This is a genomic window from Streptomyces sp. NPDC052910, from assembly GCF_055585605.1.
On record NZ_JBVJJR010000001.1, the window covers coordinates 450,247 to 475,197 of the forward strand.

Below are 24,951 nucleotides of genomic sequence, written 5' to 3' on the forward strand. Positions count from 1 at the left end.
AGGGAGAGGTCAGGTGGCGTCACGCAGGTTTTCGACGCGTGCGCAGAGCTCGGCCACCAGACGGTCGTTCCGCACCCAGGAGTGGTGGGTGGCGCCGCGCAGCGGGTGGACGTCGATCGACCGGGCCGGCAGGAGCGCGTCGAGGCCGTTGTAGGGCGAGCGCTGGTAGTGGGCGAACAGCCGGCGCTGGCGGTCGTCGCGGGCGATCTCGTTCTCCTCGCCCGCCTTGAACAGCACCACCTTGCCGGTGCTCGCGTCGAGCCGTTCCAGGTCGGCCGGGTCGGGGACGTAGTGGTGGTTGATCGGGTCGAGTACGTCCTGGACGCCCGGGAGGCCGATGGCGGCCGTGGCCCGCCGTATGTCGAAGTAGGGGTCGATCAGGAAGAGGTGGTCGATCTTCTCTCCGTCCCTGGCCAGGCGCAGCGCCGTCTCGAGGGCGACGATGCCGCCGAAGCTCCAGCCGAGGAGGCTGTACGGGCCGGAGGGGCGGAGTGCGCGGATGTGTTCGAGGTAGTAGTCGGCAACGGCCTCGAACGACGCCATGGGTGTGTGCAGGTGCACGTTGTTGAACAGGACGAGCCGGGAACCGGTCAGCCGTTGGGCGATGTTGCCCAGGTAGCTCTCGGCGCCGCCTTCTCCTGGCGGGAAGACGAAGAGGGTGTGGTCCGTGTTCTCCTCGTTGACGAGGAGGTAGGGGGTGAAGGGTTCGCCGGCGGGGAGGGTGTTGAGGGGTGTTCCTCCCTCGTTCCGTCGCTTCGGGTCCTCCGCTTCCCGCGCCACCGTCACCGTGTGGGCGACGATCCGTTCCAGCCACTTCCGCAGCTCGCCCGCGAACCGTTCGGTGGTGGCCCGGTCCAGGCGGCTGTCGATCACGGTGACGAGGCGGTCGCCGGCGCAGTGCGCGGTCACGTCGACGGCGAACTGGTGGACCCCGCGGTCGCGTTCGGAGGTGTGGGCGCCGCACAGGGCGGGGTCGAGCCGCCACGGCGCGGAACCGTCCGCCGCCCGCGGCCCGTCGTCCGCGAACCGGCCCAGGTAGTTGAAGGAGACCGGAGCGAGCGGCGCGCGTTCACCGCCGTAGGCGCCGTGGAGGGCGCCGTAGCCGATGCCGTGGTGCGGGACCCGCCGGACGGCCTCGCGGGTGGCGAGGATGCTGCGGCCCAGGTCCTGGGGATCCGTCCGGACGGCCAGCGGGTGCATCGCCGTGAACCAGCCGACGGTGGCCCGGACGTCGGGCGCCCCCGCGAACCGTTCGCGGCCGTGGCCCTCGACGGTGACGTGCTGTTCCGCCCGGCCGGTCACCGACCGCAGCGCCAGGCCGGTCGCCGTCAGCAGCAGGTCGTTCATGGTGGTGTCGTACGCCCAGTGGCTCTCGGTGAGCAGGGTGCGGGTGTCGGAGGGGCTCAGGGTGAACTCCTCGCGGTGCGACACGGTGCCGTCGCCCGCCGTACCCAAGCTGCCCGCCGCGCCCGCGCCGTCCACCGCGCCCACCGCGCCCAGGGCGTCCGCCGAGGTCAGGGCATCCGCCGAGGTCAGGGCGTCCGCCGAGGTCAGGCCGCGTACGGTCGCGTCCCAGAGCCGCCGCTCCTCCTCGTCGGGGGTGTAGGCGCGCAGGGCCCGGGCCCACTGCCGGTAGCTCGCCGTCTTCTCGCCCAGTTCGCCGCCGTGGTACAGGATCTCCAGGTCCTGGGCGAGGATGTGCCAACTGACGGTGTCGACGATCAGGTGGTGCAGGGCGAACCAGACCCGCGCGCTGCCGTCGGCGTACCCGTGGAGGTACGCGGCGCGGGCGGTCGGGCCGTGTTCCAGGTCGAAGCCGGACTGCCATTCGGCGAGCCGCCGCCGGACCTCCTCGTCGGTCAGGCCGCGCACGTCGAGCTCGTACGGCTCGAGGGACGGGACGCCGGACGCGTAGAACTGGGTGATCTCCGTACCGTCCCCGCCCGCGTACCGCAGGCGGAACGCGTCGTGGTGGCCGGCCAGTCGGGCCAGGGCCCGCCGCAGTCGGTCCGTGTCCAGCTCCGGGGTCCGGACGGCGAAGGTCTGGTTCCAGTGGGCGCGGTCGGTGAGGGGCCTGGCGAAGAACCACTCCTGGACGGGGAGCAGCGGGCAGTCGCCGCTCAGCGTCCCCTGCTCGGGTGCCTCGTGGTCCCGCTCCCCCTCCCCCGCGACCCGGCGCGCGGCGGCCGGCCCGGCGAGGACGTGGTCGGCGAACCCGCGGACGGTGGGGTGGTCGAAGACGTCCTTGACGCCGACGTCGTGCCCGGTCTCCCGCCGCACCCGGCTCGCCAGGCGGAGCGCTCCGATGCTGTCGCCGCCCGAGCGGAAGAAGTCGTCGTCGATGCCCACCGTGCCGCCGGGCAGCAGTTCGCCCCAGAGGCGGCAGAGCAGGGCCTCGGCGCGGTCGCGCGGGGCGGTGTGGGCCGTGCGGCGGGCCGCGAAGTCCACCTCCGGGAGGGCCTTGGTGTCGAGCTTGCCGTTGACGGTGGTCGGCAGTCGGTCGAGGCGCACCAGCGTGGACGGCACCATGCCCGGCATGAGCCGCGCCCGCAGGGCGGCGAAGGCCGCGTCCTCGTCGACGGTCGTCCCCTCGTCGGCCGTGTAGTAGCCGACGAGCCGCTTGCCGCCCGGCGCCCCGCCGTCCGCCGTGGCGACGACGGCGCACTCGCGGACGTGCGGGCAGGCGGCCAGGACGGCCTCCACCTCGCCGGGTTCGATCCGGAGACCGTTGATCTTCACCTGGGCGTCGTTGCGGCCGATGTAGCGGAGTTCGCCGTCGTGGGTGAGGCGGACGAGGTCGCCGGTGCGGTAGAGGACGGGGTTCCGGCCGTCGCGCTGCTCGTCCGGGGTGCGGAACGGGTTGGGCAGGAACCGTTCGGCCGTGAGTTCCGGCCGGTCGAGGTAGCCGTCGGCGACGCACTCGCCGGCCATGTACAGCTCGCCGACGGCTCCCGGGGGAAGCGGGCGCATGGCGTCGCCGAGCACGTGGAGCCGGGTGTTCCCGAGCGGCCGGCCCAGGGTGTCCCGGTAGGGCTCGCCGGGGGCGAAGTGGCGGACGGTGTTGTAGACGGCCGTCTCGGTGGTGCCGTAGGCGTTGACGATCGGGCCGGTGTACCCCTCGCGGATCCGGTCGAAGTGGTGCTCGTGGAACGCCTCGCCGGCGACGAGGACGCAGCGCAGGCCGGGCAGCTTCGCCAGGTCGAACTGCTGGACCTGGGTCGGGGTGCCGCTGAGGTAGGTGAGGCCCGCGCGCTCGGCGTAGGCGTAGAAGGCGTCGTCGTGGGCGGCGTCCGGCGGCGGGACGACGAGGGTGTTGCCGCTGAGGACGGAGAGGGCCAGTTGTTCGACGGAGAAGTCGAAGACGTAGTTGGCCAGGAACAGGACGCCCTCCCGCGCCGTCCCGGGCGTGCCCGGCACGCTCACGTACCGTCCGGCCACCTCCCGGCGGAAGCCGTCCACCGCACGGTGCGGGACCCGTACCGCCTTGGGGCGGCCGGTGGTGCCCGAGGTGTAGATGGCGTAGGCGAGGTCGGCGCTCGTGGCCTCCGGGGCGGTGTCCGCGGTGCCGCCCACGGTGACCTCCGCGAGGGCGGGCTCGGCGGCGTCCCGCGTGACGTCCTCCGTGGCGTCCTCCGTGACGTCCACGACCGGCAGGCCCCGCAGCCGCGCCCCGTGGTCCCGGTCGGTGACCACGAGCCGGGCCCGGGTGTCGTCCAGCATGAAGGCGACGCGGTCGTCGGGGTGGTCCGGGTCGATCGGCACGTACGCCGCCCCGGCCTTCCACACCGCCAGGATCGCGACGACCGTCAGCTCGCTCTTGCCGAGCATCAGGGCGACCAGGTCGCCCGGCCGCAGCGCGACGGCGGACCGCAGGCGGCGGGCCAACCGATCGGCCCGCTCGTCGAGCTGACGGTACGTCAGCTCGACGTCACCGCAGATCACCGCGGTCTCGTCCGGGCGGGCCGCCGCCTGCTCCTCGAACACGGCGTGCAGTGTCCGGGACGGGACGGCCTGGACGCCGGCGGACGACGCGGCCGGGACGGCCGGCACGCGGGCGGAGGACGGGACCGGCGCGGTCCGCGCCTCGTCCCCCGCCGTCCCGGTGGCCTCGGTGGCCTCAACAGCCCAAGTGGCCCCCTCGACCAGCGTCACCTCCGCCAGCCCCGCCCGGCCCCCCGCGCCGGACAGCCGGGCGAACTCCCCCAGGATGTGCCGGAAGGTGGCGGCGAACCCCTCGGCGGTCGCGTCGTCGAAGAGGGACGCCGCGAACGTCAGGTTGCCCGCGAGCCCGCCGGGGGTCTCGGTCAGGGTGGCCGACAGGTCGAACTTGGTGGCCGTCCGGCCGTCCGCGTCCGGCCGGTGCTCGGTGGGCACGGGCCGTCCGTCCGCCGCCGGGGCGGGGGCCGCGGTGAGGTTCTGGAGGGTGAAGTTGACCTGGACGAGGGGGTGGCGGCTCGGGTCCTGTTCGAGGGCGAGTTCCTTGACGAGCTGCTCGAACGGCAGCTCGCCGTGCACCTGGGCCGCGACCACCCGCTCGCCCACCGCCCGGACGTAGTCCGTGAGCGTCGCGTCGGGGTCGACGTGGACGCGCAGGGCGAGCAGGTTGGCGAAGAGGCCGATCGTCCGGTCGAACTCGGGGCGCCCGCGGTTGGCGGTGGGTGTGCCGACGACGAAGTCGTGACGGCCGGTGTAGGTGTTGAGCATGAGGCACCAGGCGCCCAGCAGCACGCTGTAGAGACTCACGCGCGCGGAGCGGGCCAGGGCCCGCAGCGCCTCCGTGGTCGGCTCGTCCACGGCGAAGTCCAGCTCCCGGCCCCAGTGGTCGAAGCGGGGCGGGCGCGGCCGGTCCAGCGGGAGCGCGACGGGCTCGTGGCCCGCCAGCGCGCCGGTCCAGAACTCGGTGAGCGCGGCCAGCCGGCGGCCGGTGAGGTACCGCCGCTCGGCCACGGCGTGTTCGGCGTAGCTGCCCCCGGCCGCCCCGAGCGCGCTCTCGGGCGCGCCCTGGAGCAGGGCCGTCAGCTCCTCGCGGAAGACGTTCCAGGACCAGCCGTCGAAGCAGGTGTGGTGGAACACGAGGCTCAGGTACAGGGCGCCGGGATCGCCCGCGACCTCGAACAGGTCGGCCTTCAGCGGCGGTTCGGCGTCCAGCCGGAAGACGTGGCCGGCGCGCTCCACCAGCCGCTCGTCCAGCGCGGCGATGTCCTCGACCCGGTGCACGGGCACGGCGAACGCGGCGGACACGGCGTCCTCGGGCAGGACGTGCTGCCGCCGGACGCCGTCGCCGTCGGTCGTGAGCAGGGTGCGCAGGGCGGGGTGGCGCCGTACCAGGGTGCGGAGCGCCTCGGTGACGGTGTCCGGCGTGACGGCGTCCGGGGCGCCGTCGTCCGGGACCGGGAGCCGGAGCGCGAACGGGATGTCGTAGGCGGCGGTCCCGCCCTCGAACTCGTCGATGAACAGCAGCCGTTCCTGCGCGAGGGAGACCGGGGGCCGGCCGGTCACGGCGAGGCGGGCGGTCCCGGGCGCGGCGGAGGCGTCGTCCGGCCGGGCGGCCGTCTCCCGGATGTGCCGGGCCTGCGCGCGCAGGGTGGTGTGGCGGAGCACGGTGGTGACGCCGAGGCCGCGGCCGAAGCCGGTGGTGACGGCCTGGGCGAGCGCCATCGCGCGGATGCTGTCGCCGCCGAGCGCGAAGAAGTCGTCGTGGGCGCCGATGCGGTCCGGGGGGACGTCGAGCACGGCGGCCCAGATGCCGCACAGCCGGACCTCGACGTCGTCGGCGGGGGCGATGTACTCGGTGGTGTCGCCCGGCCCGAAGTCGGTTTCCGGGAGCCGGCGCACGTCCAGCTTGCCGCTGGGGGTGACGGGGATGTCGGTGATGCGCAGGATGCGGGCGGGCACGATGGCCTCGGGCAGGGTCGCGCGCATCCACTGCTTGACGTCCTGCTCGTCGAACTCCTCGACCTCCGGGTCGCAGATGCAGAAGCCGACGAGGTACTTCTGCGCCCCCGCGCGGCCGCCGTGCTCGCGGGCGATCACCAGGGAGCGGGTCACCCCGGGGTAGGCGGACAGGACGGCCTCCACCTCGCCGAGTTCGACGCGCTGGCCGCGGATCTTGACCTGGAGGTCGGTGCGGCCGAGGCACTCCAGTTCGCCGTTGGGCAGCCAGCGGACGAGGTCGCCCGTCCGGTAGAGGCGGGCGTTCCGGCCGGCGGCGACGTCCTCCGGGGTGCGGAAGGGGTTGTCGACGAAGCGTTCCGCCGTGAGGTCGTCGCGGTGCAGGTAGCCACGGGTGACGCCGTCGCCGCCGATGCAGAGTTCGCCCAGGCCGCCGACGGGCACCCGGCGCATCCAGCGGTCGAGGACGTAGGCGGTGGTGTTGGCGACCGGGTGGCCGATGCTCTTGGTTGCCCGCCGCTCGCCGACCTCGTACGGCCGCTTGTGGCTGGTGATCGAGATCTCGGTCGGTCCGTACCCGTTGATGATCGTGCCGTCGAAGGTCTCGCGGATCCGGTCGAACACCGGCTCGGTGAAGTCCTCGCCGATGGCGTCGATGCGGGTCAGCGTGCGCGTCGTGGACCAGTCGTAGAGGGAGAGCACCGACGGCGTGCCGGAGAGGTAGGTGACGTGCTCGTCCTCGATGTACCGGTACAGCCGCTCGGGGTCGGTGCGCATGGTGTCGTCCAGGACGACGAGCTTCTGGCCGTTGAGCAGCGCGTCGGTCATCTGCTCGACGAAGTGGTCGAAGACGTAGTTGGAGAAGGACAGCAGCGCCTCCCGGCCGCGGCTGCGGTCCAGGGTGAACAGCTCGGCCAGGGACGTCTGGAGGTTGACGACGCCGCGGTGCTCGACGAGGACGGCCTTGGGCCGGCCGGTGGTGCCGGAGGTGTAGATGGCGTAGGCGAGGTCGGTGCTGGTGACGTCCGTGACCGGCTTCTCCGCCGGCTGTCCGGCCAGGGGCAGCCCCTCGGCGCCGAGCACCCGGTACGCCGCCGCGCCGGGCAGGGCGCGGAGCCGGTCGCCGTGCGCCTCGTTGGCGACGACGAGCCGGGCGCCGGTGTCCTCCAGCATGTACGCGATGCGGTCGTCGGGGTAGCCGGGGTCGATCGGGACGTACGCGGCACCGGCCTTCCACACCGCGAGGATCGCCACGATCATCAGTTCGCTCTTGTCGAGCACCAGGCCCACCAGGTCGTCCGGCCGCAGCGGGACGACGGACCGCAGGTAGTGGGCCAGTCGGTTGGCGCGCTCGTCCAGTTCGCGGTAGGTGAGGCGGGTGTCGCGGTAGACCACCGCGGTCTCGTCGGGCCAGGCGGCGGCCTGCCGTTCGAAGACGGCGTGCAGGGTGAGGTCCGCCGGGTACGGGGTCCAGGTGCGGTTCCAGGCGTCGAACCGCTCGATCATCGCGGGGGACACCGACTCCAGGGCGGTGAGGGGCCGGGTGACGTCCTCCGCCACCTGGGCGAAGAGGGTGCCGGCCACGTCGAGGAGCGAGTCGATGGTGGCGTCCTCGAAGAGCTCGCCCGCGTACCAGAGGGTGACCGTCAGCTCGTCGCCCTCCTCCCGGGCCACGACGGCCAGCGGGTAGTCGACCTTGTCGGCGTCGTACGCCTTCTCGAAGCGGAGGAGTTCGTCGTGCTCCTCGGCCTCCGCCAGGAGGCGCGGGTAGTTCTCCAGCACCAGCAGGGTGTCGAACAGCCGGCGCTTCATCCCGCCGGTGCCCAGCCGGCCCAGCTCGACGGTGCTCCGGCTGTTCATGGTGTTGACCGCGGACTGGATGTCCCGGAGGGCGGTGCCGACGTCGCCGGCCGCCTGCGCCTCGTGGTCGACGATCAGGGGCAGGGTGTTGATGTACAGGCCGACGGAGTTCTCGATGCCGTCGACGCGCAGGTTGCGGCCGGACACGATCGTGCCGACCACCGTGGTGTTCCCGCCGCCGACGGCGTGCAGCACCTGGTGCCAGACGAACTGGAGCACCGAGTGCAGGGTGACGGAGTGGGCGGCGCACAGCGCCTTGAGGGCGGCGGTGCGTTCCGCGCCGAGGCCCAGCTTCCGGGTCCGGTGTTCGCGGACGTGGTCGTAGTCGCTCAGGTCGACGCGGTAGCGGATGTCCTCCTTGAGCAGCCCGGCGAAGTCGCCGCGCTCGTCGACGCGTTCGATCTCCCGGAGCCAGTGGTCGACGTCGTCCTCCCGGTGCTCCTCCCAGTACCGCTGGGCCGCCACGTAGGCGCCGTCCACGGCCTGGTCGAGCGGCTCGCCGCGCAGCAGGCGCAGGTAGGTGCGGTGGACGTCGTCGTGGAGTACGGGCAGGCTCCAGCCGTCCAGGATGAGGTGGTGGCAACTGAAGACCAGCGAGTACAGGTCGTCGCGCTGTTTGACCAGGTGGATGCGGAACAGGCGGCCGGCGGCCGGGTCGTAGGGCTCGGCGCGGTCGCGCTCCTGGAGCTCCCTGATCCGGGCGTCCTGCTCGTCGGTGCCGGGCACCTCGCTCAGGTCCAGGTACCGCCAGTCGACGGGCCGGTCGTCGGGCTCGATGATCTGGAGCGGCTCCTCGGTCCACTCGAACCGCAGCCGCAGGGCCGGGTAGGTGCGCTGGGCGTGCTGCCACGCCTCGCGCATCAGCTCGGGGCGGAGGGCGCAGCGGTAGCGGTGGACGGACTGCATGACGTAGGCGTCGTCGCCGTCGCCGCTCTTCAGCGCGTGGTAGAGCAGCCCCTGCTGGAGGCCGTTGGCGCGCAGGGTCAGCGGGGCGTCCGCCGGCGCCGGCGCGGCGGGGGCGGCGGCCGGCTCGGTCCGGTGCTCGGGGGCGGTCTCCAGGTGGCGGGCCAGGTCGGCCAGGGTGCGGAGGGCGAAGACGTCCTCGACGCCGACGAAGACGCCGAGCCGCTGCCGGACCCGGGCGATGAGCAGGATGCAGGAGATGCTCTGGCCGCCGAGCCGGAAGAAGTCGTCGCCGTCGCCGATCCGGTCGGCGGGCAGGCCGAGGACCTCGCCCCAGATCGCGCGCAGGGCGTCCAGGACGCCGCCGGCCGGCCGTACGGCGGCGGGCTCCGCGGCGGCGGGGGCCGGGCGGACGGCGTCCACCTCGGGCAGGGCCCGCCAGTCGACCTTGCCGTTGACGTTGACCGGGATGTCGTCCAGGCGGACCATCCGGGCCGGGACCATGATCCGGATCAGCCGCTCCGCCAGGAACGCCAGCAGCTCGTCCTCGGTGACCGTCGCGCCGGGCTCGGTCGTGTAGTAGCCGACCAGGTGGCGGCCCCCGGCGGCCTCGTCGTCGCCGCGCGCGACGACCGTGCACTTCCGCACGCCCGGGTAGGCGGTGGCGCGGGCCTCGATCTCGCCGGGCTCCACGCGGACGCCGTTCAGCTTGAGCTGGAAGTCGGCGCGTCCCATGAACTCCACTTCGCCGGAGGGCAGGACGCGGGCGAGGTCGCCGGTGCGGTAGAGGCGGGCGTTGCGGCCGAGCGCCCGTTCCTCCTCGGTCTGGAAGGGGTTGGGGAGGAACCGCTCGGCGGTCAGGTCGTCCCGGTTGAGGTAGCCGGGGGCGACGCCGCAGCCGCCGATCCACAGTTCGCCGATGGCGCCGACGGGGAGCTGCTTGAGGTTCTGGCTCAGCACGTACCACTTCACGTTGCGGACCGGCCGGCCGATGCTGCGGTCCCGGCGCTCGGTCACACCCGGGGCGAACTCCTTGACGGCGGTGACGAACGCCGCCTCCGTGAAGGCGTATTCGTTGATCACGCGGCCGGAGAACGTCCGGCGGAGCCTGCGCAGCCCGGCCGCCGTCAGCTCCTCCCCGACCAGCAGCAGCTTCTTCAGGCTGGGGCACCGGCGCAGGTCGAAGTGCTGGAGCACCGAACCGGTGCCGTTGAGGTACGTCACCCCGTGCCGCTCGATGTACGCGGGGAACAGGTCCGGGTCCAGCCGGACCTCTTCCGGGACGACCACCAGCGTCTGCCCGTTGACCAGCGCGATCAGGGTCTGCCGGAGGTGCGGCTCGAACACGTAGGAGGCGAAGAGCGCCACGCGTTCGGTGCCGGGGCGCAGCATGTCGTAGCGCTCGGAGAGGTCCGTGATGCTGTTGACGACGCTCTCGTGGTACTTGGGGACGCCCTTCGGGACGCCTGTGGTGCCGGAGGTGTACGTGACGTAGGCGAGGTCGCCGGCGTCCCGGGGCGGCCGGGGAAGGTTCCGCGGTGCGCCGGGGGCGGCGGCGTCCCCGTCCAGGACCGTCTCGATCTCGACGAGGCGGACGCCGGCGGGCTCGGCGCCGAACATCTCCCGGAGGCGCGCCGCGTGGTGCCGGTTGGTGACGACGACGTCGAGGCCGGTGTCCCGGACGGCGAAGCGGACGCGGTCGGCCGGGTAGCCGGGGTCGATCGGCACGTAGGCCGCCCCGGCCTTCCAGATCCCGAGGGTGGCCACGACGCCGAGATCGCTCTTGTCGAGGTACAGCCCGACGAGCTGCCCGGGCCGGACGGCCGGGTCCGAACCGAGCAGCCGGTCGGCCAGCCGGTCGGCGCGGTCGCCAATCTCGCGGTAGGTCAGCCGGGTGTCGCCGAAGACGACGGCCTCCCGGTCCGGCCAGCGCCGGATCGCGTCGTCGACCAGGTCGTCGAGCCGGCGGCCGGCCGGGAAGTCGCCGTCGGTGGCGTTCCACCGGCGCAGCCGCTCCCGCTGCTCCGGCGAGACGAGTTCGATGTCGGCGACGGTCCGGTCCGGTCCGTGCAGGTACTGGCCGCACACCTCGCGCACCACGTCGAGCACGCCGCTGATGGTCGGGCCCTCGAAGAGGTCCGCCGCGTAGGCCAGCGTCCACCGCAGGTCGTCCCCGGTGTCGCGGACGACGAGGGTGAGCGGGGAGGCGGGCAGCTCGGCGAGGGGCAGTTCACGGTCGGTGAGCACCAGGTGGGCGTCGAACAGGCCGCGGCCCAGCACCTCGTCCGGGGCCAGGAAGGCGTCCTTCCGGCTCAGCGCCGCGTCGAGTTCGCGGACGGCCGCGAGCCGGCCGAGCCGGGCCTGCTCCTCGTGATCGACGATGACGGGCAGGACGCGGGCCCCGCGCGGCCCTTCGGGCCCGGTGGCGTCGACGAACGCCGTGACGGTCCGACTCCCGTGCCCGTACGCGCGCATGACGCTGTGCAGGGTGGCGAGCGCGAACGCGGCGGCGGACGGGCCGCCGTCCCGGAGCGTGGCGCGCAGCGCGGCGACATCGCCGCCGGTGATGGTCAGTTCACGGCTGTCCGTGGCCCGGACGGCGGGGTCGTCGTCCCGGACGGCGATCCTGTTGCGCCACTCGTCCTTGAGGAGCATTTCCAGGTCGCAGCGCTCGTTCGACACTGCTGCGACGCGGGCGGACCATTCCGCGGCGGTCGTCGGGTACGGGGCTGACTTCATCCGTGGGCTCTCCGTCGTGCCAGGGGGTGTGCGGCGCACGGCGGGCTCGGGGCCGCCGCCGGGCCGCGGGGTCAGAGAACGGGGCGCGCGAGACGTCCGTCGCGCGGGCGCACGCCACCGGGGTGCGCCGTCGCCGCGCCTCGGGTGCCGGGGGGAGTGGCGTGCCGGGTGGGGTGGGGCGTAGGGGACGGGGGCGTGGGTGCCGTGCGGGCCTGGGCGCCTCGCGGGCCCGCGCACCTCGGGGTCGAAGCGCCTGGGGCTCAAGCGTCCGGAAGCTCAAGCACCTTGGTGCTCAGACATCCCGGCGCTCAGGCACCCTGGCGCTCACGCGCTTCGGAGCTCATGCGCTGTGAAACTCACGCCTCTTGGAGCTCACGCGCCTTGAGGCTCGCACCCGCCGCCGGGGCCGGTACGGCCGTCCCTCAGCCGGCGACCGGTGGCAGGCTGCGCTCCAGCGCCTCCAGGGCCTCGTCGATCTCGCCCTCGCCGATGGTCAGCGGCGGGCGGAACCGCAGGCCGCGGTCGCCGCACGGCAGGGCGATGACGCGGTGGTCCCGGTACATCCGGCGCAGAACCTCGTCGCGCCGGCGGGTGTCCGGCAGGTCGACCGCGCACATCAGGCCGCGGCCGCGGGCGTTGTCCAGGACGTCCGGGTGCTCGCCGGCCAGCGCCTCCAGGCCGTCGAGCAGGTACTTGCCGCGCCGGACGACGGCGTCGAGGAGCTGGGTGCTCTCGATCGTCTCCAGCAGCCGGGTGGCGCGGACCATGTCGGCGAGGTTGCCGCCCCAGGTGGAGCTGATCCGGGAGGAGACGGTGAAGACGTTGTCCGGCACCTCGTCGATCCGGCCGCCGCCCATCACCCCGCAGACCTGCGTCTTCTTGCCGAAGGCCACCAGGTCGGGGCTGAGGTCGAGCTGCTGGTACGTCCACGGTGTGCCGGTGATCCCGCAGCCGCTCTGCACCTCGTCCAGGACGAACAGGGCGTCGTGCTCGTGGCAGAGCCGCTGCATCTCCTGGAGGAACCCGGCGCTCAGGTGGTGGTCGCCGCCCTCGCCCTGGATCGGCTCGGCGATGAAGCAGGCGATCATGCCGTCGGCGGCACGGAAGGCGGCCTCGGCGGCCTCCAGGGCCCGCCGTTCGGCCTCCCGGTTCTCCCGGGCGTGCTCGGCGAGCGGGTGCCGGAGGGCCGGGGACGGGATCCGGGGCCAGGCGAAGGCGGGGAAGCGGGCGGTCTTCGCCGGCTCGGTGTTGGTGAGGGACATGGTGTAGCCGCTGCGGCCGTGGAACGCCCGCTCCAAGTGCAGCACCTGGAGACCGTCGGCGGCCCGCCCCTCCAGGCCCAGCTTCTGCGCCTTCCAGTCGAAAGCGGCCTTGAGCGCGTTCTCGACGGCCAGCGCGCCACCGTCCACGAAGAACAGGTGCGGCAGCGCCGGGTCGCCGAGCACCCGGGCGAACGTCGTGACGAACCGGGCGTACGGAATGGTGTAAAGGTCCGGGTTCGAGGGTTTGTTGACGGCCGCGGACGCGAGTTCGCGCAGAAAGTCCGGGTCCTCGGTGATACAGGGCGGATTGATGCCGAGAGGAGCCGAGGCGAAGAACGAGAAGAGGTCGAGGTATTCCTTGCCCGTGATGGCGTCGACCATGCGGGTGCCGGAACTGGCAGTCAGGTCGAGAACGATGTCGTAACCGTCCACCAGCACGTGAGGTGCGAGCGCGCGGTGCACGTCACCGGCCTGGAGACCTGCCGAGTGGACGAGGTCAGTGCCGGGACGACATTCTTGTTCACCCATGGGAAAACTCCTCTGGGACGGGCTGAATTGCCGGAGCTACAGGACGCCGGACTGCCGTGACGGCGAACTGGGAAGGCGGGATCCCGATGCTAACCGGGCTCGCTCTTGAGCCCCTCTTTTCGCTCTCTCGGGAATCTCTTCCCGGTTGTGCAATTTCCGGGATCGCCCTGTCGGAATTCCCGCACCGGCTGCTACTGTGCGGGGCGTCGAACGAATGTCGGCGGGCCCCTGTTTCCTTCTGAACACACGGGAGATGACGACATGGCCGATGCCGACTGGGACGATGCCCGCGGCCGGATGCTGCTCGACCCGACCGCCGTCAACCTCAACACCGGTTCCGGCGGCCCGCTGCCGCGGGTCGCCTTCGACCGCCTCACCGAACTCCGCGCCCGGCTGGCCCGGGCGCCGATGAACTTCCTGCTGCGCGAGGTCCCCCCGCTGCTGTGGGCCGCCCGGGAACGGCTGGCCGGCTTCCTGGGCGGGGACCCGCACCGGCTGGTCCTCACCACCAACGCGACCGCGGCCGTCAACCTGGTCGCGTCGTCGCTGGAGCTGCCCGGCCCGGGCGAGATCCTGCTGACCGACCACGAGTACCCGCCGATGCGGTGGTGCTGGGAGCGGGCCGCCCGGCGGCTCGGGCTGGAGGTACGGACGGTCCGGCTCCCGGAACGGCCGTCCGGCCCCGGCGCGTTGCTCGACGCGGTCGTCGCGGCGATGGGCCCGCGAACCCGGCTGCTGGCCTTCTCCCACGTCCTGGCCGGCACCGGGACGGTGCTGCCCGCCCGGGAGTTGTGCGAGGAGGCCCGCCGGCGCGGGATCACCACCGTCGTCGACGGGGCGCACGCGCCGGGTCTGATCGGCCTGGACCTGGCCGGCATCCCCTGCGACTTCTACGCCGGAAGCGGCCACAAATGGCTTCTCGGCCCCACCGGCACCGGCTTCCTGCACCTCGGCGAGGGACAGGCCGACCGCCTCGAACCGGCGCAGGTGAGCTGGGCGTACCGGCTCCCGCCGGGGAGCCCGCCGGACGAGCGCGACCGGTTCGGCAGTACGCCGCGGCTGCGCCGGTTCGAGTGCGAGGGGACCCGCGACCTCTGCCCGTGGCTCGTCCTGCCGGAGTCGATCGGTTTCCAGGAGGAGCTGGGGCCCGCCCGGGTCCGGGCCCGCCGGCGCGAACTGGCGGGCCGGGTGCGCCGGCTGCTCGCCGACGGGCCGGGGCTGGAGCCCATCACCCCCGGGTCGCCGGAGCTGTCCGCCGGGATGGTGGCGTTCCGGCCGCCCGGCCGGGTACGGGCGGACGAACTGGCCCGCGGGCTCTGGGAGGACTTCCGGATCGAGACGGGGGTGGCCGAGCGGCCGGACGGCGCGCTGCTCCGCGTCTCGGTGAACTTCCACACCACCGAAGCGGAGCTGGACCGGCTGGCGGAGGCGCTGGGCGAGCTGACGGCGGGCCGGACCGCCGCGCCCGCGGCCTCCCCCGCCGGCCTCCGGTGACGTACCCGCGGGCCGGGGCGGCGGCCCGGCCCCGCGCCGGAGCGCCGCCCGCGATCCGCCGAACAGCCGCCTGACCAGGAGCCGGCGAGAGCCGGCGAGTTGCCGACCACGCGATCACGAGAGGGGCGCGACGTGCCGATGGACACGACGGTGCCGACGTTCAGCCTGACCGATCTCCAGCAGGGCCGCCAGCAGGAGGAGTTCCGCTCCTGTCTGGCGGAGAAGGGCGTGTTCTACCTGACCGACAGCGGTCTGTCGGACACCGACCAGAAGTCCGCCAAGGACGTCGCCGTCGACTTCTTCGAGCACGGCACCGAGGCCGAGAAGCGGGCCGTGACCTCGGCGGTCCCCACCCTCCGGCGCGGCTTCACCGGGCTGGAGTCGGAGAGCACCGCGAAGATCACCAACAATGGGACGTACACCGACTACTCGATGTGCTACTCGATGGGGACGTCGGACAACGTCTTCCCCTCGAAGACCTTCGAGCGCGTCTGGACGGACTACTTCGACCGCATGTACGACGCCTCCCGCGAGGTGGCGCGGCAGGTGCTGAAGACCACCGGGACGGTGCCGGAGGGCGGCACGGAGTCCTTCGTGAACTGCGAACCGCTCCTCCGTTTCCGCTACTTCCCGGAGGTGCCGGAGGACCGCAGCGCGGAGGAGGTGCCGTCGCGGATGGCCCCGCACTACGACCTGTCGACGGTGACGCTGATCCAGCAGACACCGTGCCCGAACGGCTTCGTGAGCCTCCAGTGCGAGGTCGGCGGTGAGTTCGTGGACCTGCCGGCCGTGCCGGACGCGGTCCTCGTCTTCTGCGGGGCCGTCGCCACCCTGGTGACCGGCGGCCGGGTGAAGGCACCCCGGCACCACGTCGCGGCCCCGGGCCGGGACCTGATCAGGGGCAGCGGCCGGACGTCCAGCGTCTTCTTCCTGCGCCCCGACCCCGGCTTCACCTTCTCGGTGCCGCTCGCCCGCGAGTGCGGGTTCGACATCGGCATGGAGGACGAGACCGCCACGTTCCAGGACTGGATCGGCGGCAACTACGTCAACATTCGCACCAAGTCCGAAGCGTAAGGGGCACGAACCGGCATGGCGACGACAGCACTCACCGACACGGCGACGATCCGGGCCCGGGCGGAGGCGGCCCTGGCCCGCTGCGGGGCCGACCCCGCCGCGCGCAAGGGCGACGCCCTCACCGCCCGGACCCCGGTCACCGGCGCGGCCCTCTTCGGCCTGCGCGCCGACGCGCCGGAGGACGTCGACCGGGCCGTCGCCACGGCGCGGACGGCCTTCCTGAAGTGGCGGACGACCCCGGCGCCCGTACGCGGCGCCCTGGTCAAACGCCTCGGCGAACTCCTCACCGAGCACAAGGAGGACCTCGCCGACCTCGTCACCGTCGAGGCCGGGAAGATCCGTTCCGAGGCGCTCGGCGAAGTGCAGGAGATGATCGACGTCTGCGACTTCGCGGTGGGACTGTCCCGGCAGTTGTACGGCCGGACGATGCCGTCCGAGCGGCCGGGGCACCGGCTGATGGAGACCTGGCACCCGCTGGGCGTGGTGGGGGTGATCACCGCCTTCAACTTCCCGGTCGCGGTGTGGGCGTGGAACGCGGCGGTGGCCCTGGTCTGCGGCGACACGGTGGTATGGAAGCCCTCCGAGCTCACTCCGCTGACCGCGCTGGCGTGCTCCGCCCTCCTCGACCGCGCCGCCGCCGACACCGGCGCCCCGGCCGGCCTCAACCAGGTCGTCCTGGGCGGGGCGGAGGCCGGGGAACGGCTGGTCGACTCCCCGGACGTACCGCTGGTCAGCGCGACCGGTTCGACCCGGATGGGACGGGCGGTGGGCCCCCGCGTGGCCGCCCGCTTCGGGCGCAGCCTCCTGGAACTCGGCGGGAACAACGCGGCCGTGGTGACCCCGTCGGCCGACCTCGACCTCACGGTCAACGCCGCCGTGTTCGCCGCCGCGGGCACCGCGGGCCAGCGGTGTACGACGCTCCGCCGGCTGATCGTGCACGCCGACGTCGCCGACGAGGTGGTCGACCGGCTCGCCGCGGCGTACCGGCGGCTGCCGGTCGGCGACCCGTTCCACGAGTCCACCCTGGTCGGCCCGCTCGTCGACGCCGCCGCCCACACCCGGATGCGGGCCGCGCTCGACCGCGCGGCGGCCGACGGCGGCACACTGGTCGCCGGCGGCGGCCGGGAGCTCGCCGAGGCGGCGCCGGACGCCCACTACGTCCGGCCCGCCCTCGTCCGGATGCCCGGGCAGACCGCCGTGGTCCGGGAGGAGACGTTCGCGCCCGTCCTCTACGTCCTCACCTACCGCGACCTCGACGAGGCGATCCGCCTGCAGAACGACGTCCCGCAAGGGCTGTCGGCCGGCATCTTCACCACCGACCAGGGCGAGGCCGAACGGTTCCTCGCCGCCGACGGCGCGGACTGCGGCATCGTCAACGTCAACATCGGCACCTCCGGGGCGGAGATCGGCGGCGCGTTCGGCGGCGAGAAGGAGACCGGCGGCGGACGCGAGTCCGGCTCCGACGCCTGGCGGGCCTACATGCGCCGGGCGACGAACACGGTGAACTACTCGGGGCGGGTGGCACTGGCGCAGGGGGTGGACTTCTCGCGGTAGGGCGGTAGGGCGGTAGGGCGGCCCGGTGGTGAGGTGATCGGGCGTCGGGCGGGGTGGGAGGAAGGTGACGAAACCGCCCGCTCCGCCTTCCGGCCGGTCCCACCCGGCCGGCCCGTCCGGAAAGCGGCCGATCGGCGGCCGGGTGCGCCCGGCCGCCGTCGAACACTGATCGGTTACGCTGTCGCCGCCGCACGGTGAACGGCTTTCAGGCTCCCGGGGGAAGAGCCCGGACGGAGCCCTGGGCCCCGGCGGCGATTCACACCGTCCTCTTCCCGTGCCCGGGAGTACCCGGGCGCACCGAGCGTGTCAGGTCGTGCGTCGCCGCATCCATCGGGCTCGCCGGGCCTGTTGGGGCCCTCGGGCGAGACACACCGGCCCCGCGGCACCAGGACACGCGACGTAGGAGACATGGATGGCGGGCCGATCCCCCGACGCACCCGACGAGCACCCGACGCCGACGGACGCCTCCACCGACGATCGCGATCCGTCCCGCCGCCCCGCGGACCCCCGCACGGCCCTCGCCGGCCCGCCCACGAAGCGGACGCCGGCCACGGCGGCGGTGACCTCGGAGAAGGGTGCGGACGACGAGGGGGCGGGCGCCCGGCCCGAGACGACGCCCGACGGGGGCGGCGCGGACAGCGCGGCGCGGAAGCGACCGGGCACCTCGGACAGCTCCGCGAACACGGACGCTTCCACCGACGGTGGCACGGCCGTTCCCACCGACCCGCGACTCTCCGGCACGGCCGGAACCCCGGCCGCCGACGACACCCGGAAGGCGCCCACCGCCGCGCGTCAGGACGACGACGCGCCCGCGAAGGGCTCACCCACCGCGGGACCCAAGGGGACGAAGTCCTCGGACACGGACGCCTCTCCGGCCGCTGACGCACCCGTTACCGACGACGCGCAAACCTCCGACACCCCGAAGGCGCCCACCGCCGCACGTCGGGACGACGACGAAGCGCCCGCGAAGGGCTCCCCCACTGCCGGACCCAAGGGGACGAAGTCCCCGAATGCCGACGCCTCTCCGGCCGATGACACGCCCGTCCCCGCCGACGCCCAAGCCTCCGGCACTGGCACGCCCAAGGCGCCCTCCGCCGGGCGCCGGGACGGCGAAACGCCCGTCAAGGACTCGCCCACTGCCGGGTCCAAGGGGACGGAGTCCTCGGACACGGACGCCGCCCGGGCCCCCGAGGCGCCTGCCGCCGGCGAGCAGGACGCCTCGGGCGCCGAGACGTCCGAGTCCTCCGCCGGGCGGGAAGGGCGGAGCCCCCGTGAGGCCGGGAACGCCTCCGAGGATTCCGAGGGTGCGGACGCCGAGTCCGGGGAGGAAAGCGACGAACCCGCCGCCCGAAGCGTGGACGCCGACGGGACAGCGGCCCGGCCGGAGGCCCGGGGCACGACGGACGCCGAGACCCGGCCCGGCGCCCCCGCAGCCGCCGGAGGCGAAGCGGAGGACAGGGCGGAGGCCACGCCCGACGGCGCGCGCACGACGGCGCCCAAGGCGGCCGCCGCGACCGGAGCGGTCGCGAGTGCCGGCACCGGCGACGAAGATGACGCCCGGTCCGAAGGGCGCGGCAAGGCGAGGACCGCCGCCGAGGACCGGCCCGGCGGCGGGGGCAAGGCAGCCACCGCCGCCGCGCCCGCTGCGGGCGCCGAGGACTCCCCCGTGCCCGAGAGCGAGGCCGGGAGCACGGCGAAGACGACGGAGGCCGCGACCACGGTCGATGTCGCCCCTGACGCCTCGGGCGGCAGCGGCGGCTCCGAAGCCTCCGCGAAGGCCGAGGCGGATGCCACCAGCACGGCGAAGACCGACCCGGCAGCCGGCCCCGCCGCCGAGTCCCAGGCCGACGCCGCGAACACCGCAAACACCGATCCCGCAGCCGCGGCCGACGTCGCCGGCGACGACAGCACCGACGCCCCCGCCCAGCCGAAGGCCGGCGCCGCGAAGACGGCGAAGACCGGGCTCTCGGCCGGCGCCGCCTCCGGCGTCCCGAGCGACAGCGGCAGCGGCACCGGCAGCGGCAGCCCCGAGAACACCGGCAAGTCCAAGAACGCCGCCGAGAGCGCGGCGAGCACCGAACCCTCGGCCGACGACGCCTCCGACGCCTCGGGCGACAGCGGCAGCCCCAAGGCCACCGCCGAGTCCGAGGGCGAAGCCGGGAGCGCGGCGAAGACCGGATCCGGCGCCGCCACCAAGACCACGCCCAAGGCCGGGGCCACGCCCAAGGCCGAGGCCGAGGCCAAGCCAGAGGCCAAGCCAGAGGCCAAGCCCGAGGCCGGGGCCGAGGCCAAGCCAGAGGCCGGGGCCACGCCCAAGAGCAGCGGCAAGAGCGGCGGCAAGGCCGGAGCCAAGGCCGCCACGTCCGCCGCGGCCGCAGCGGCAACCGCGGCAACCGCCGCAGCCGCCCCCCGCGGCAACGCCGCCGCGAAGAGCGCCGCCCCCGGCGGCAAGAGCGCCGCCGCCCCGGCGAACGCCCCGAGCGCCCCGGGGGAAGCCCCGTCGGCCCCGGAGTTCCGGCGGCCGGAGGTCGTGCGGCCGGCGGGTGCCTCCGTGTCGGCGGCCGGTGCGCTGCGGCGCCGCCCGGTCGTGGTGGGGGGCGCGGTCGCCGTGCTGCTCGCGCTGGTGTTCCTGGTGGTGCAGGCGGTGCGGCCGTTGCCCGATCCGGAGCTCTCCGTGGGCAAGGCGGCGTACACGGTGACCGTTCCCGGCGGCGGGTTCTCCATCCCGTGGCCGGCGAAGGGGCAGGGCGCGGTGATGGTCGCCGGGCAGGGCACCGTCGGGACGTTCGGGCCGGAGAAGCCCGTGCCGACGGCCAGTGTCGCGAAGATCATGACGGCGTATGTGATCCTGCGCGAGCACCCGCTGAAGAAGGGCGAGAAGGGGCCGCGCATCACGATCGACGCCAAGACCGTGCAGGACGGCATGTCCGAGGACGAGTCGCGCGTCGAGGGCCTCCAGGAGGGGCAGAGCTTCAGCGAGCAGGACATGCTGAAGATGCTGATGATCCCGTCGGGCAACAACATCGCCCGGATGCTGGCCCGTTGGGACACCGGGGCGAAGGACGAGAAGGCGTTCGTCCGGAAGATGAACGACGCGGCCCGCGACCTGGGCATGCGGAACACCACGTACACCGACCCCAGCGGCCTGCACCGGGGAACCGTCAGCACCGCCGTGGACCAGTTGCGCCTGGCCGACGCGGTCATGAAGTACGACGCGTTCCGCGCGGTCGTCGCGCTGCCCGGGGCCGACATCCCGGGCGCCGGTCACATCGACAACAACAACGTGCCGCTGCTCACGGCCGGTCTGGGCGTCCAGGGCATCAAGACCGGGTCCAACACGCCGGCCGGCGGCACCCTGTCGTGGGCGGCGCGGACCCGGGTGGACGGCGTGGACCGACTGGTCCTCGGGACGCTGATGGACCAGCACGTCACGGGCCCGGACCCGAACGGCGCCAACAGCCTCGCCCTGGTGCTGGAGAACAGCAGGAAGGTCATCGCGGCCGTGCGCGAGAACCTGACGTCCGGCACGGTCGTGCGCAAGGGGCACGCCGTCGGCCGGGTGGACGACGGGCTGGGCCACCGGGCGCGGATCGTGGCCGCCAAGGACCTCCGCCTGGTCGGCCTGCCGGGGCAGAAGGTGCGCGTCACCTTCCGTGACGGCGGCCGGTCCGTCCCCCAAGGGGCGAAGGCCGGGACCGTCGTGGGTGAGCTCGCCGTGGGCACCGGGCCCGGGGCGCGGAAGGTGCCGGTCGTGCTGGAGTCCGCGCTGCCCGAGCCGTCCTTCGGCACGCGTCTGACGCGCCTGGGCTGAGCGGCGGCGTCAGGTGAGCGTCAGGTGAGGGCGGCGACGATCCGCGCCGTGGCGTCGGCGAGCAGGGTCTCCTGGGGCGCGTCGTCGTGTCCGGACCGTTCGGACATGAGGGCCAGCACGAGCGGCGCGCCGCCGGCCGGCGGCCAGACGACGGCGATGTCGTTGGCCCGGCCGTAGTTGCCGGTGCCGGTCTTGTCGGCCACCGTCCAGCCCTTGGGGAGGCCCGCGCGGACGCGCTTGGCACCGGTGGTGCTGTGGGTGAGCCAGTCCTTGAGCAGGGCGCGCCGGTCCGCGGGCAGGGCGTCGCCCAGCAGGAGCGCGCGGAAGCCGGCGGCGACCGCCCGGGGGGTGGTGGTGTCGCGCGGGTCGCCCGGTCCGCCCCTGTGGAGGGCGGGCTCGTACCGGTCGACGCGGCCGGTGGTGTCGCCCAGGGTGCGGAGGTAGGCGGTCAGCCGGGCCGGGCCGCCGAGGTCGCGCATCAGCAGGTTGCCGGCCGTGCCGTCGCTGTAGCGGACGGCGGCGTCGCAGAGCTGCCGGAGGGTCATGCCGGTGCCGGTGTGGTCCCTGGTGACGGGTGACGTGGAGTCGATGTCGTCCGCCGTGTAGGCGATGCGCCGGTCGAGGCGGTCGACCGGGTCGCGGTGCAGGACGGCCGCCGCGGCGAACGCCTTGTACGTGGAGCAGAACGCGAACCGCTCGTCCGCCCGGTGGGTGACGGTGGCGCCGGTGCCGGTGGCCAGGGCGTAGACGCCCAGCCGTGCGCCGTAACGGCGTTCGAGCTCGGTGAACCGGGCGGCGGGGACATGGGCCGCCGGGCGGGGGCCCGCCGGGGAGGGACCGGCGGGGCGGCCGCCGGAGCCGGGCGACGGCGCGGTCTCGGTACGGCCGCGCCCCCCGCAGCCGGCCAGCGGCAGCAGGGCCGCCGAGAGCAGGAACACGCGGCGGGACGGCGTCGGGGGCCGGACGGGCCGGGCGGGCTGGGAGGGCATCGCGGTGGTACCTGCTTTCGGACGCCCCCCACGGGTCGCTCAAGGGGCTCGCTCGGTCGGGCGGGGCGCCACGCGCGAACGGGCACGCGACGGCGTGACCTGCTCCGGATCGACCCCAACCGACGTACCAGCAGGCCCTGTTGTCGCATTTGTACGCGCTCGTGCGGCCGACCGTCCACCTCCGCCGTCACGTCGTGTGACCCTCTCGTACGGGCGTACGAGGAACGTGCGGATCTCTTGGCTCCGGCTGCCCCCCGGTGCGAACCCTCACTGCCGCGCTGCCACCGCGTCCCCCGTACCAGCGGCGTTCCCGGCGGGCCGCCGGCCGTCGTCCCGGCCCCGGGCCAGCGCGTACAGTCCGGCGAGTGTGGCCACCGACGTCAGCGTGAGGAAGACCAGGCCGTGCCGGTAACCGGCGGCGATCCGGTCGGGGTCCGGCGCCGGGTGCCGGGTGAGGCCGTAGAACACGGCGCCGATGACGGAGAGCCCGACGGCCGCGGCGACCTGCTGGGTCGTGGCCAGCAGGCCGCTGGCGGCACCGGCCTGCGCGGGGTCCGCCCCGTCGAGGACCAGTCCGAGCAGCGGGCTCATCACGACGCCGGTGCAGATCCCGTTGACGGCGAGCAGGGCCGCCAGCGCCGGCAGGCTCACGTCCTCCGGCCGCCCGAGCAGCAGCAGGAACTGCGCCGCGTAGCCCGCGATCTGGACGTACATCGCCACCTTGAGGGGCCGTGTCCCCCAGCGGGCCGTCAGGGCGGACGAGGCCATGCTCGCCCCGCAGAAACCGAAGGCCAGCGGGCTGGTCGCCAGGCCCGCGCGGATCGGCGACAGGCCGTGCCCCTCCTGGAGGAGCACGGCCAGCACGTACAGGAACGAGGAGAGGGAGGCGTAGAAGGCGAAGCTGGTCAGCAGCCCGGTGCGCATCGTGCCGTCACGCAGCAGCCCGGTGGGCAGCAGGGCCTCGCGGCCGCGGGCCTCGGTGCGGCGCTCCCAGTGCCAGAACACGGGCAGCAGCACGGCCGCGCCCCCGAGCATGCCCAGGGCCCACGCCGGCCAGCCCACTGAGCGCCCGACCGTCAGGGGCACCACCAGCAGCACCATGGCCCCCGCGAACAGCAGCACCCCCATGCGGTCGAACCGCAGTCCGCCCCGGCGGGGGGTGGCGGGCAGCATCCGGGGGGCGAGGAGCAGGGTCACCACGCCGACCGGGAGGTTGACGAGGAAGGCCCACCGCCAGGACAGGCCCAGCCAGTCGAGGCTGAGGAGCAGTCCGCCGAGGAGCTGTCCCCCGGCCATCGCGCTGCCCAGGGTGAACCCGTAGACGCGCATCACCCGCGGCCGTTCGGCCGGCGGGTAGTGGATCCGGATGAGGGCGAGCACCTGGGGGAAGAGCACGACGGAGGCGGCGCCCTGGAGCGCGCGTCCGCAGATCAACCACCACACGTCCGGGGCGAAGCCGCAGATCGCCGACGTGGCCGTGAACAGGGCGATTCCGACGACGAACGCCCGTTTGCGCCCCCAGTGGTCGCCGAGCCGGCCGCCGAGCACCAGCAGGCAGGCGTAGACGATCCCGTAGGAGGCCACGACGAGCTGCGTCTCGCCGCTGGTCGCGGCGAGGTCCGCGGTGATGGACGGGACGGCGACGTTGACGATGAAGAAGTCCAGGGTGGGCATGAAGGCACCCACGAGGAGCACGGCGAGCACCGGCTCACTCCTCTCCGAGGGCCCGGCGGAGGTCGGGTTCGATCAGGCCGGGCTCGAAGAGGAAGCCGTAGTGGCCCAGGTGGGTGTCGACGGTCCGCACGCGGGCGCCCCGGATGCCGTCCGCCAGCTCCCGCTGGCACTCCGGCGGGTAGGCGCGGTCGGAAGAGAAGCCGACGATGTGGGTGGGGGCGGTGATCCGGGCCAGGGCGTCGCCGATGCTCCCCCGGCCGCGTGCCACGGTGGCGCTCAGGGCGGTCTCGGAGAGGACGACGTGGCAGTTGGTGTCGAAGCGTTCCCACACCTTCTCGCCCTGGGCCAGCACGTACTCGCGGAACTTCGCGTGGCAGCCGTCCGAGTCGTGGTACCAGGCCTCGCCGCCGAACCGTTCCTGCCAGTACGCCTCCGTGCCGTAGCGCAGGTGGGAGAAGCTGCGGGCGAGCGCCATGCCGGTGACGGGACCGCAGCCCTCGGGCAGGTGGTAGAACTCGCCGCCGTGGAAGTGCGGGTCCCGCCGGATCAGCTCCAGTTCCACGTGGGTGTGGCCGGCCTGTTCGATCCGGGTGGCCGCCGCCACGGCGATGAGCAGCAGCCGGCCCACCCGGTCCGGGCGGGACACCGCCCACTCCAGGGCGCGGGCCCCGCCGATGGACATGCCGACGACCGTGTGCCAGCGCCGGATGCCCAGCGCGTCGGCCAGCGCCGCCTCGGCGTTCACCTGGTCGACCACGTCCAGCGCGGGGAAGCGGGAGGCCCACGGCCGGCCCGCCGGGTCGAGGCTCGCGGGGCCGGTGCTCCCGTCGCAGCCGCCGAGGTTGTTGACGACGACGACGTGGAAGCGGTCGGTGTCCAGCGGCCGGCCGGGGCCGATCACGGAGTCCCACCAGCCCTCCGCCCGGTGCCCGGGCCCGGCGGGGCCCGCCGCGTGGCTGCTCATGCTGAGCGGCGGCAGGACCAGGACCGCGTTGCCGCGGTCCGGATCGAGCTCGCCCCACGCCTCGTACGCCATGGTCACCGGCCCGAGGGTGCGCCCGGAGAACAGCGTCAGGGGGGCCTCGGCCGAGTGGGTCGTGACGAACCGCCGGTTCCCCTCGGGGTCACCGGGCTGCCACGCTCCGGTGTTGTGCAGGCGCATGCGCGCATC

The 24,951-nt window shown here is 73.9% G+C and carries 9 protein-coding genes; 4 read left to right on the forward strand and 5 right to left on the reverse strand.

What is annotated here, in order from left to right:
- Positions 1 to 9: 9 nt before the first annotated feature.
- Positions 10 to 11,394, reverse strand: coding sequence for an amino acid adenylation domain-containing protein (locus tag ACZ6X9_RS01965; protein ID WP_469775970.1), 11,385 nt, complete (start codon positions 11,392 to 11,394; stop codon positions 10 to 12).
- 422 nt (positions 11,395 to 11,816) lie between these two features.
- The gene (lat, locus tag ACZ6X9_RS01970) at positions 11,817 to 13,184 is read right to left on the reverse strand and encodes an L-lysine 6-transaminase (RefSeq protein ID WP_469775971.1); all 1,368 of its coding nucleotides are present in this window, start codon (positions 13,182 to 13,184) and stop codon (positions 11,817 to 11,819) included.
- Positions 13,185 to 13,445: 261 nt separating this feature from the next.
- Here lat and ACZ6X9_RS01975 point away from each other — a divergent pair, with 261 nt between their 5' ends.
- The 4 genes from ACZ6X9_RS01975 to ACZ6X9_RS01990 all read left to right on the forward strand — a co-directional run bounded on the left by ACZ6X9_RS01975 (position 13,446) and on the right by ACZ6X9_RS01990 (position 21,117).
- The gene (locus tag ACZ6X9_RS01975) at positions 13,446 to 14,678 is read left to right on the forward strand and encodes an aminotransferase class V-fold PLP-dependent enzyme (protein ID WP_469775972.1); all 1,233 of its coding nucleotides are present in this window, start codon (positions 13,446 to 13,448) and stop codon (positions 14,676 to 14,678) included.
- 138 nt (positions 14,679 to 14,816) lie between these two features.
- Positions 14,817 to 15,752: a 2OG-Fe(II) oxygenase family protein gene (locus ACZ6X9_RS01980; protein WP_469776617.1), complete on the forward strand. Its 936-nt coding sequence runs from the start codon at positions 14,817 to 14,819 to the stop codon at positions 15,750 to 15,752.
- A 15-nt stretch (positions 15,753 to 15,767) separates the two neighbouring features.
- Positions 15,768 to 17,306 carry an L-piperidine-6-carboxylate dehydrogenase gene (gene amaB / locus ACZ6X9_RS01985; RefSeq protein ID WP_469775973.1) on the forward strand — a complete coding sequence of 513 codons (1,539 nt, stop codon included), beginning with the start codon at positions 15,768 to 15,770 and terminating at the stop codon, positions 17,304 to 17,306.
- A gap of 412 nt (positions 17,307 to 17,718) precedes the next feature.
- Positions 17,719 to 21,117 (forward strand): D-alanyl-D-alanine carboxypeptidase family protein, encoded by a 3,399-nt coding sequence (locus ACZ6X9_RS01990; protein WP_469775974.1) that lies wholly within the window; start codon positions 17,719 to 17,721, stop codon positions 21,115 to 21,117.
- A 20-nt stretch (positions 21,118 to 21,137) separates the two neighbouring features.
- Here ACZ6X9_RS01990 and bla read toward each other — a convergent pair whose 3' ends face one another.
- The 3 genes from bla to metX form a co-directional block, all read right to left on the reverse strand.
- Positions 21,138 to 22,106 (reverse strand): class A beta-lactamase, encoded by a 969-nt coding sequence (gene bla, locus ACZ6X9_RS01995; protein WP_469775975.1) that lies wholly within the window; start codon positions 22,104 to 22,106, stop codon positions 21,138 to 21,140.
- 267 nt (positions 22,107 to 22,373) lie between these two features.
- Complete coding sequence (locus ACZ6X9_RS02000; RefSeq protein WP_469775976.1) at positions 22,374 to 23,810, reverse strand: MFS transporter; 1,437 nt, start codon at positions 23,808 to 23,810, stop codon at positions 22,374 to 22,376.
- 4 nt (positions 23,811 to 23,814) lie between these two features.
- Positions 23,815 to 24,942, reverse strand: coding sequence for a homoserine O-acetyltransferase MetX (gene metX / locus ACZ6X9_RS02005; RefSeq protein WP_469775977.1), 1,128 nt, complete (start codon positions 24,940 to 24,942; stop codon positions 23,815 to 23,817).
- Positions 24,943 to 24,951 lie beyond the last annotated feature (9 nt).

Coding starts and splice junctions, on each gene's coding strand:
- ACZ6X9_RS01990 (WP_469775974.1), top strand. CDS start 17,719: ATGGCGGGCCGATCCCCCGACGCACCCGACGAGCACCCGACGCCGACG.
- lat (WP_469775971.1), bottom strand. CDS start 13,184: ATGGGTGAACAAGAATGTCGTCCCGGCACTGACCTCGTCCACTCGGCA.
- metX (WP_469775977.1), bottom strand. CDS start 24,942: ATGCGCCTGCACAACACCGGAGCGTGGCAGCCCGGTGACCCCGAGGGG.
- bla (WP_469775975.1), bottom strand. CDS start 22,106: ATGCCCTCCCAGCCCGCCCGGCCCGTCCGGCCCCCGACGCCGTCCCGC.
- ACZ6X9_RS01975 (WP_469775972.1), top strand. CDS start 13,446: ATGGCCGATGCCGACTGGGACGATGCCCGCGGCCGGATGCTGCTCGAC.
- amaB (WP_469775973.1), top strand. CDS start 15,768: ATGGCGACGACAGCACTCACCGACACGGCGACGATCCGGGCCCGGGCG.
- ACZ6X9_RS01980 (WP_469776617.1), top strand. CDS start 14,817: ATGGACACGACGGTGCCGACGTTCAGCCTGACCGATCTCCAGCAGGGC.
- ACZ6X9_RS01965 (WP_469775970.1), bottom strand. CDS start 11,394: ATGAAGTCAGCCCCGTACCCGACGACCGCCGCGGAATGGTCCGCCCGC.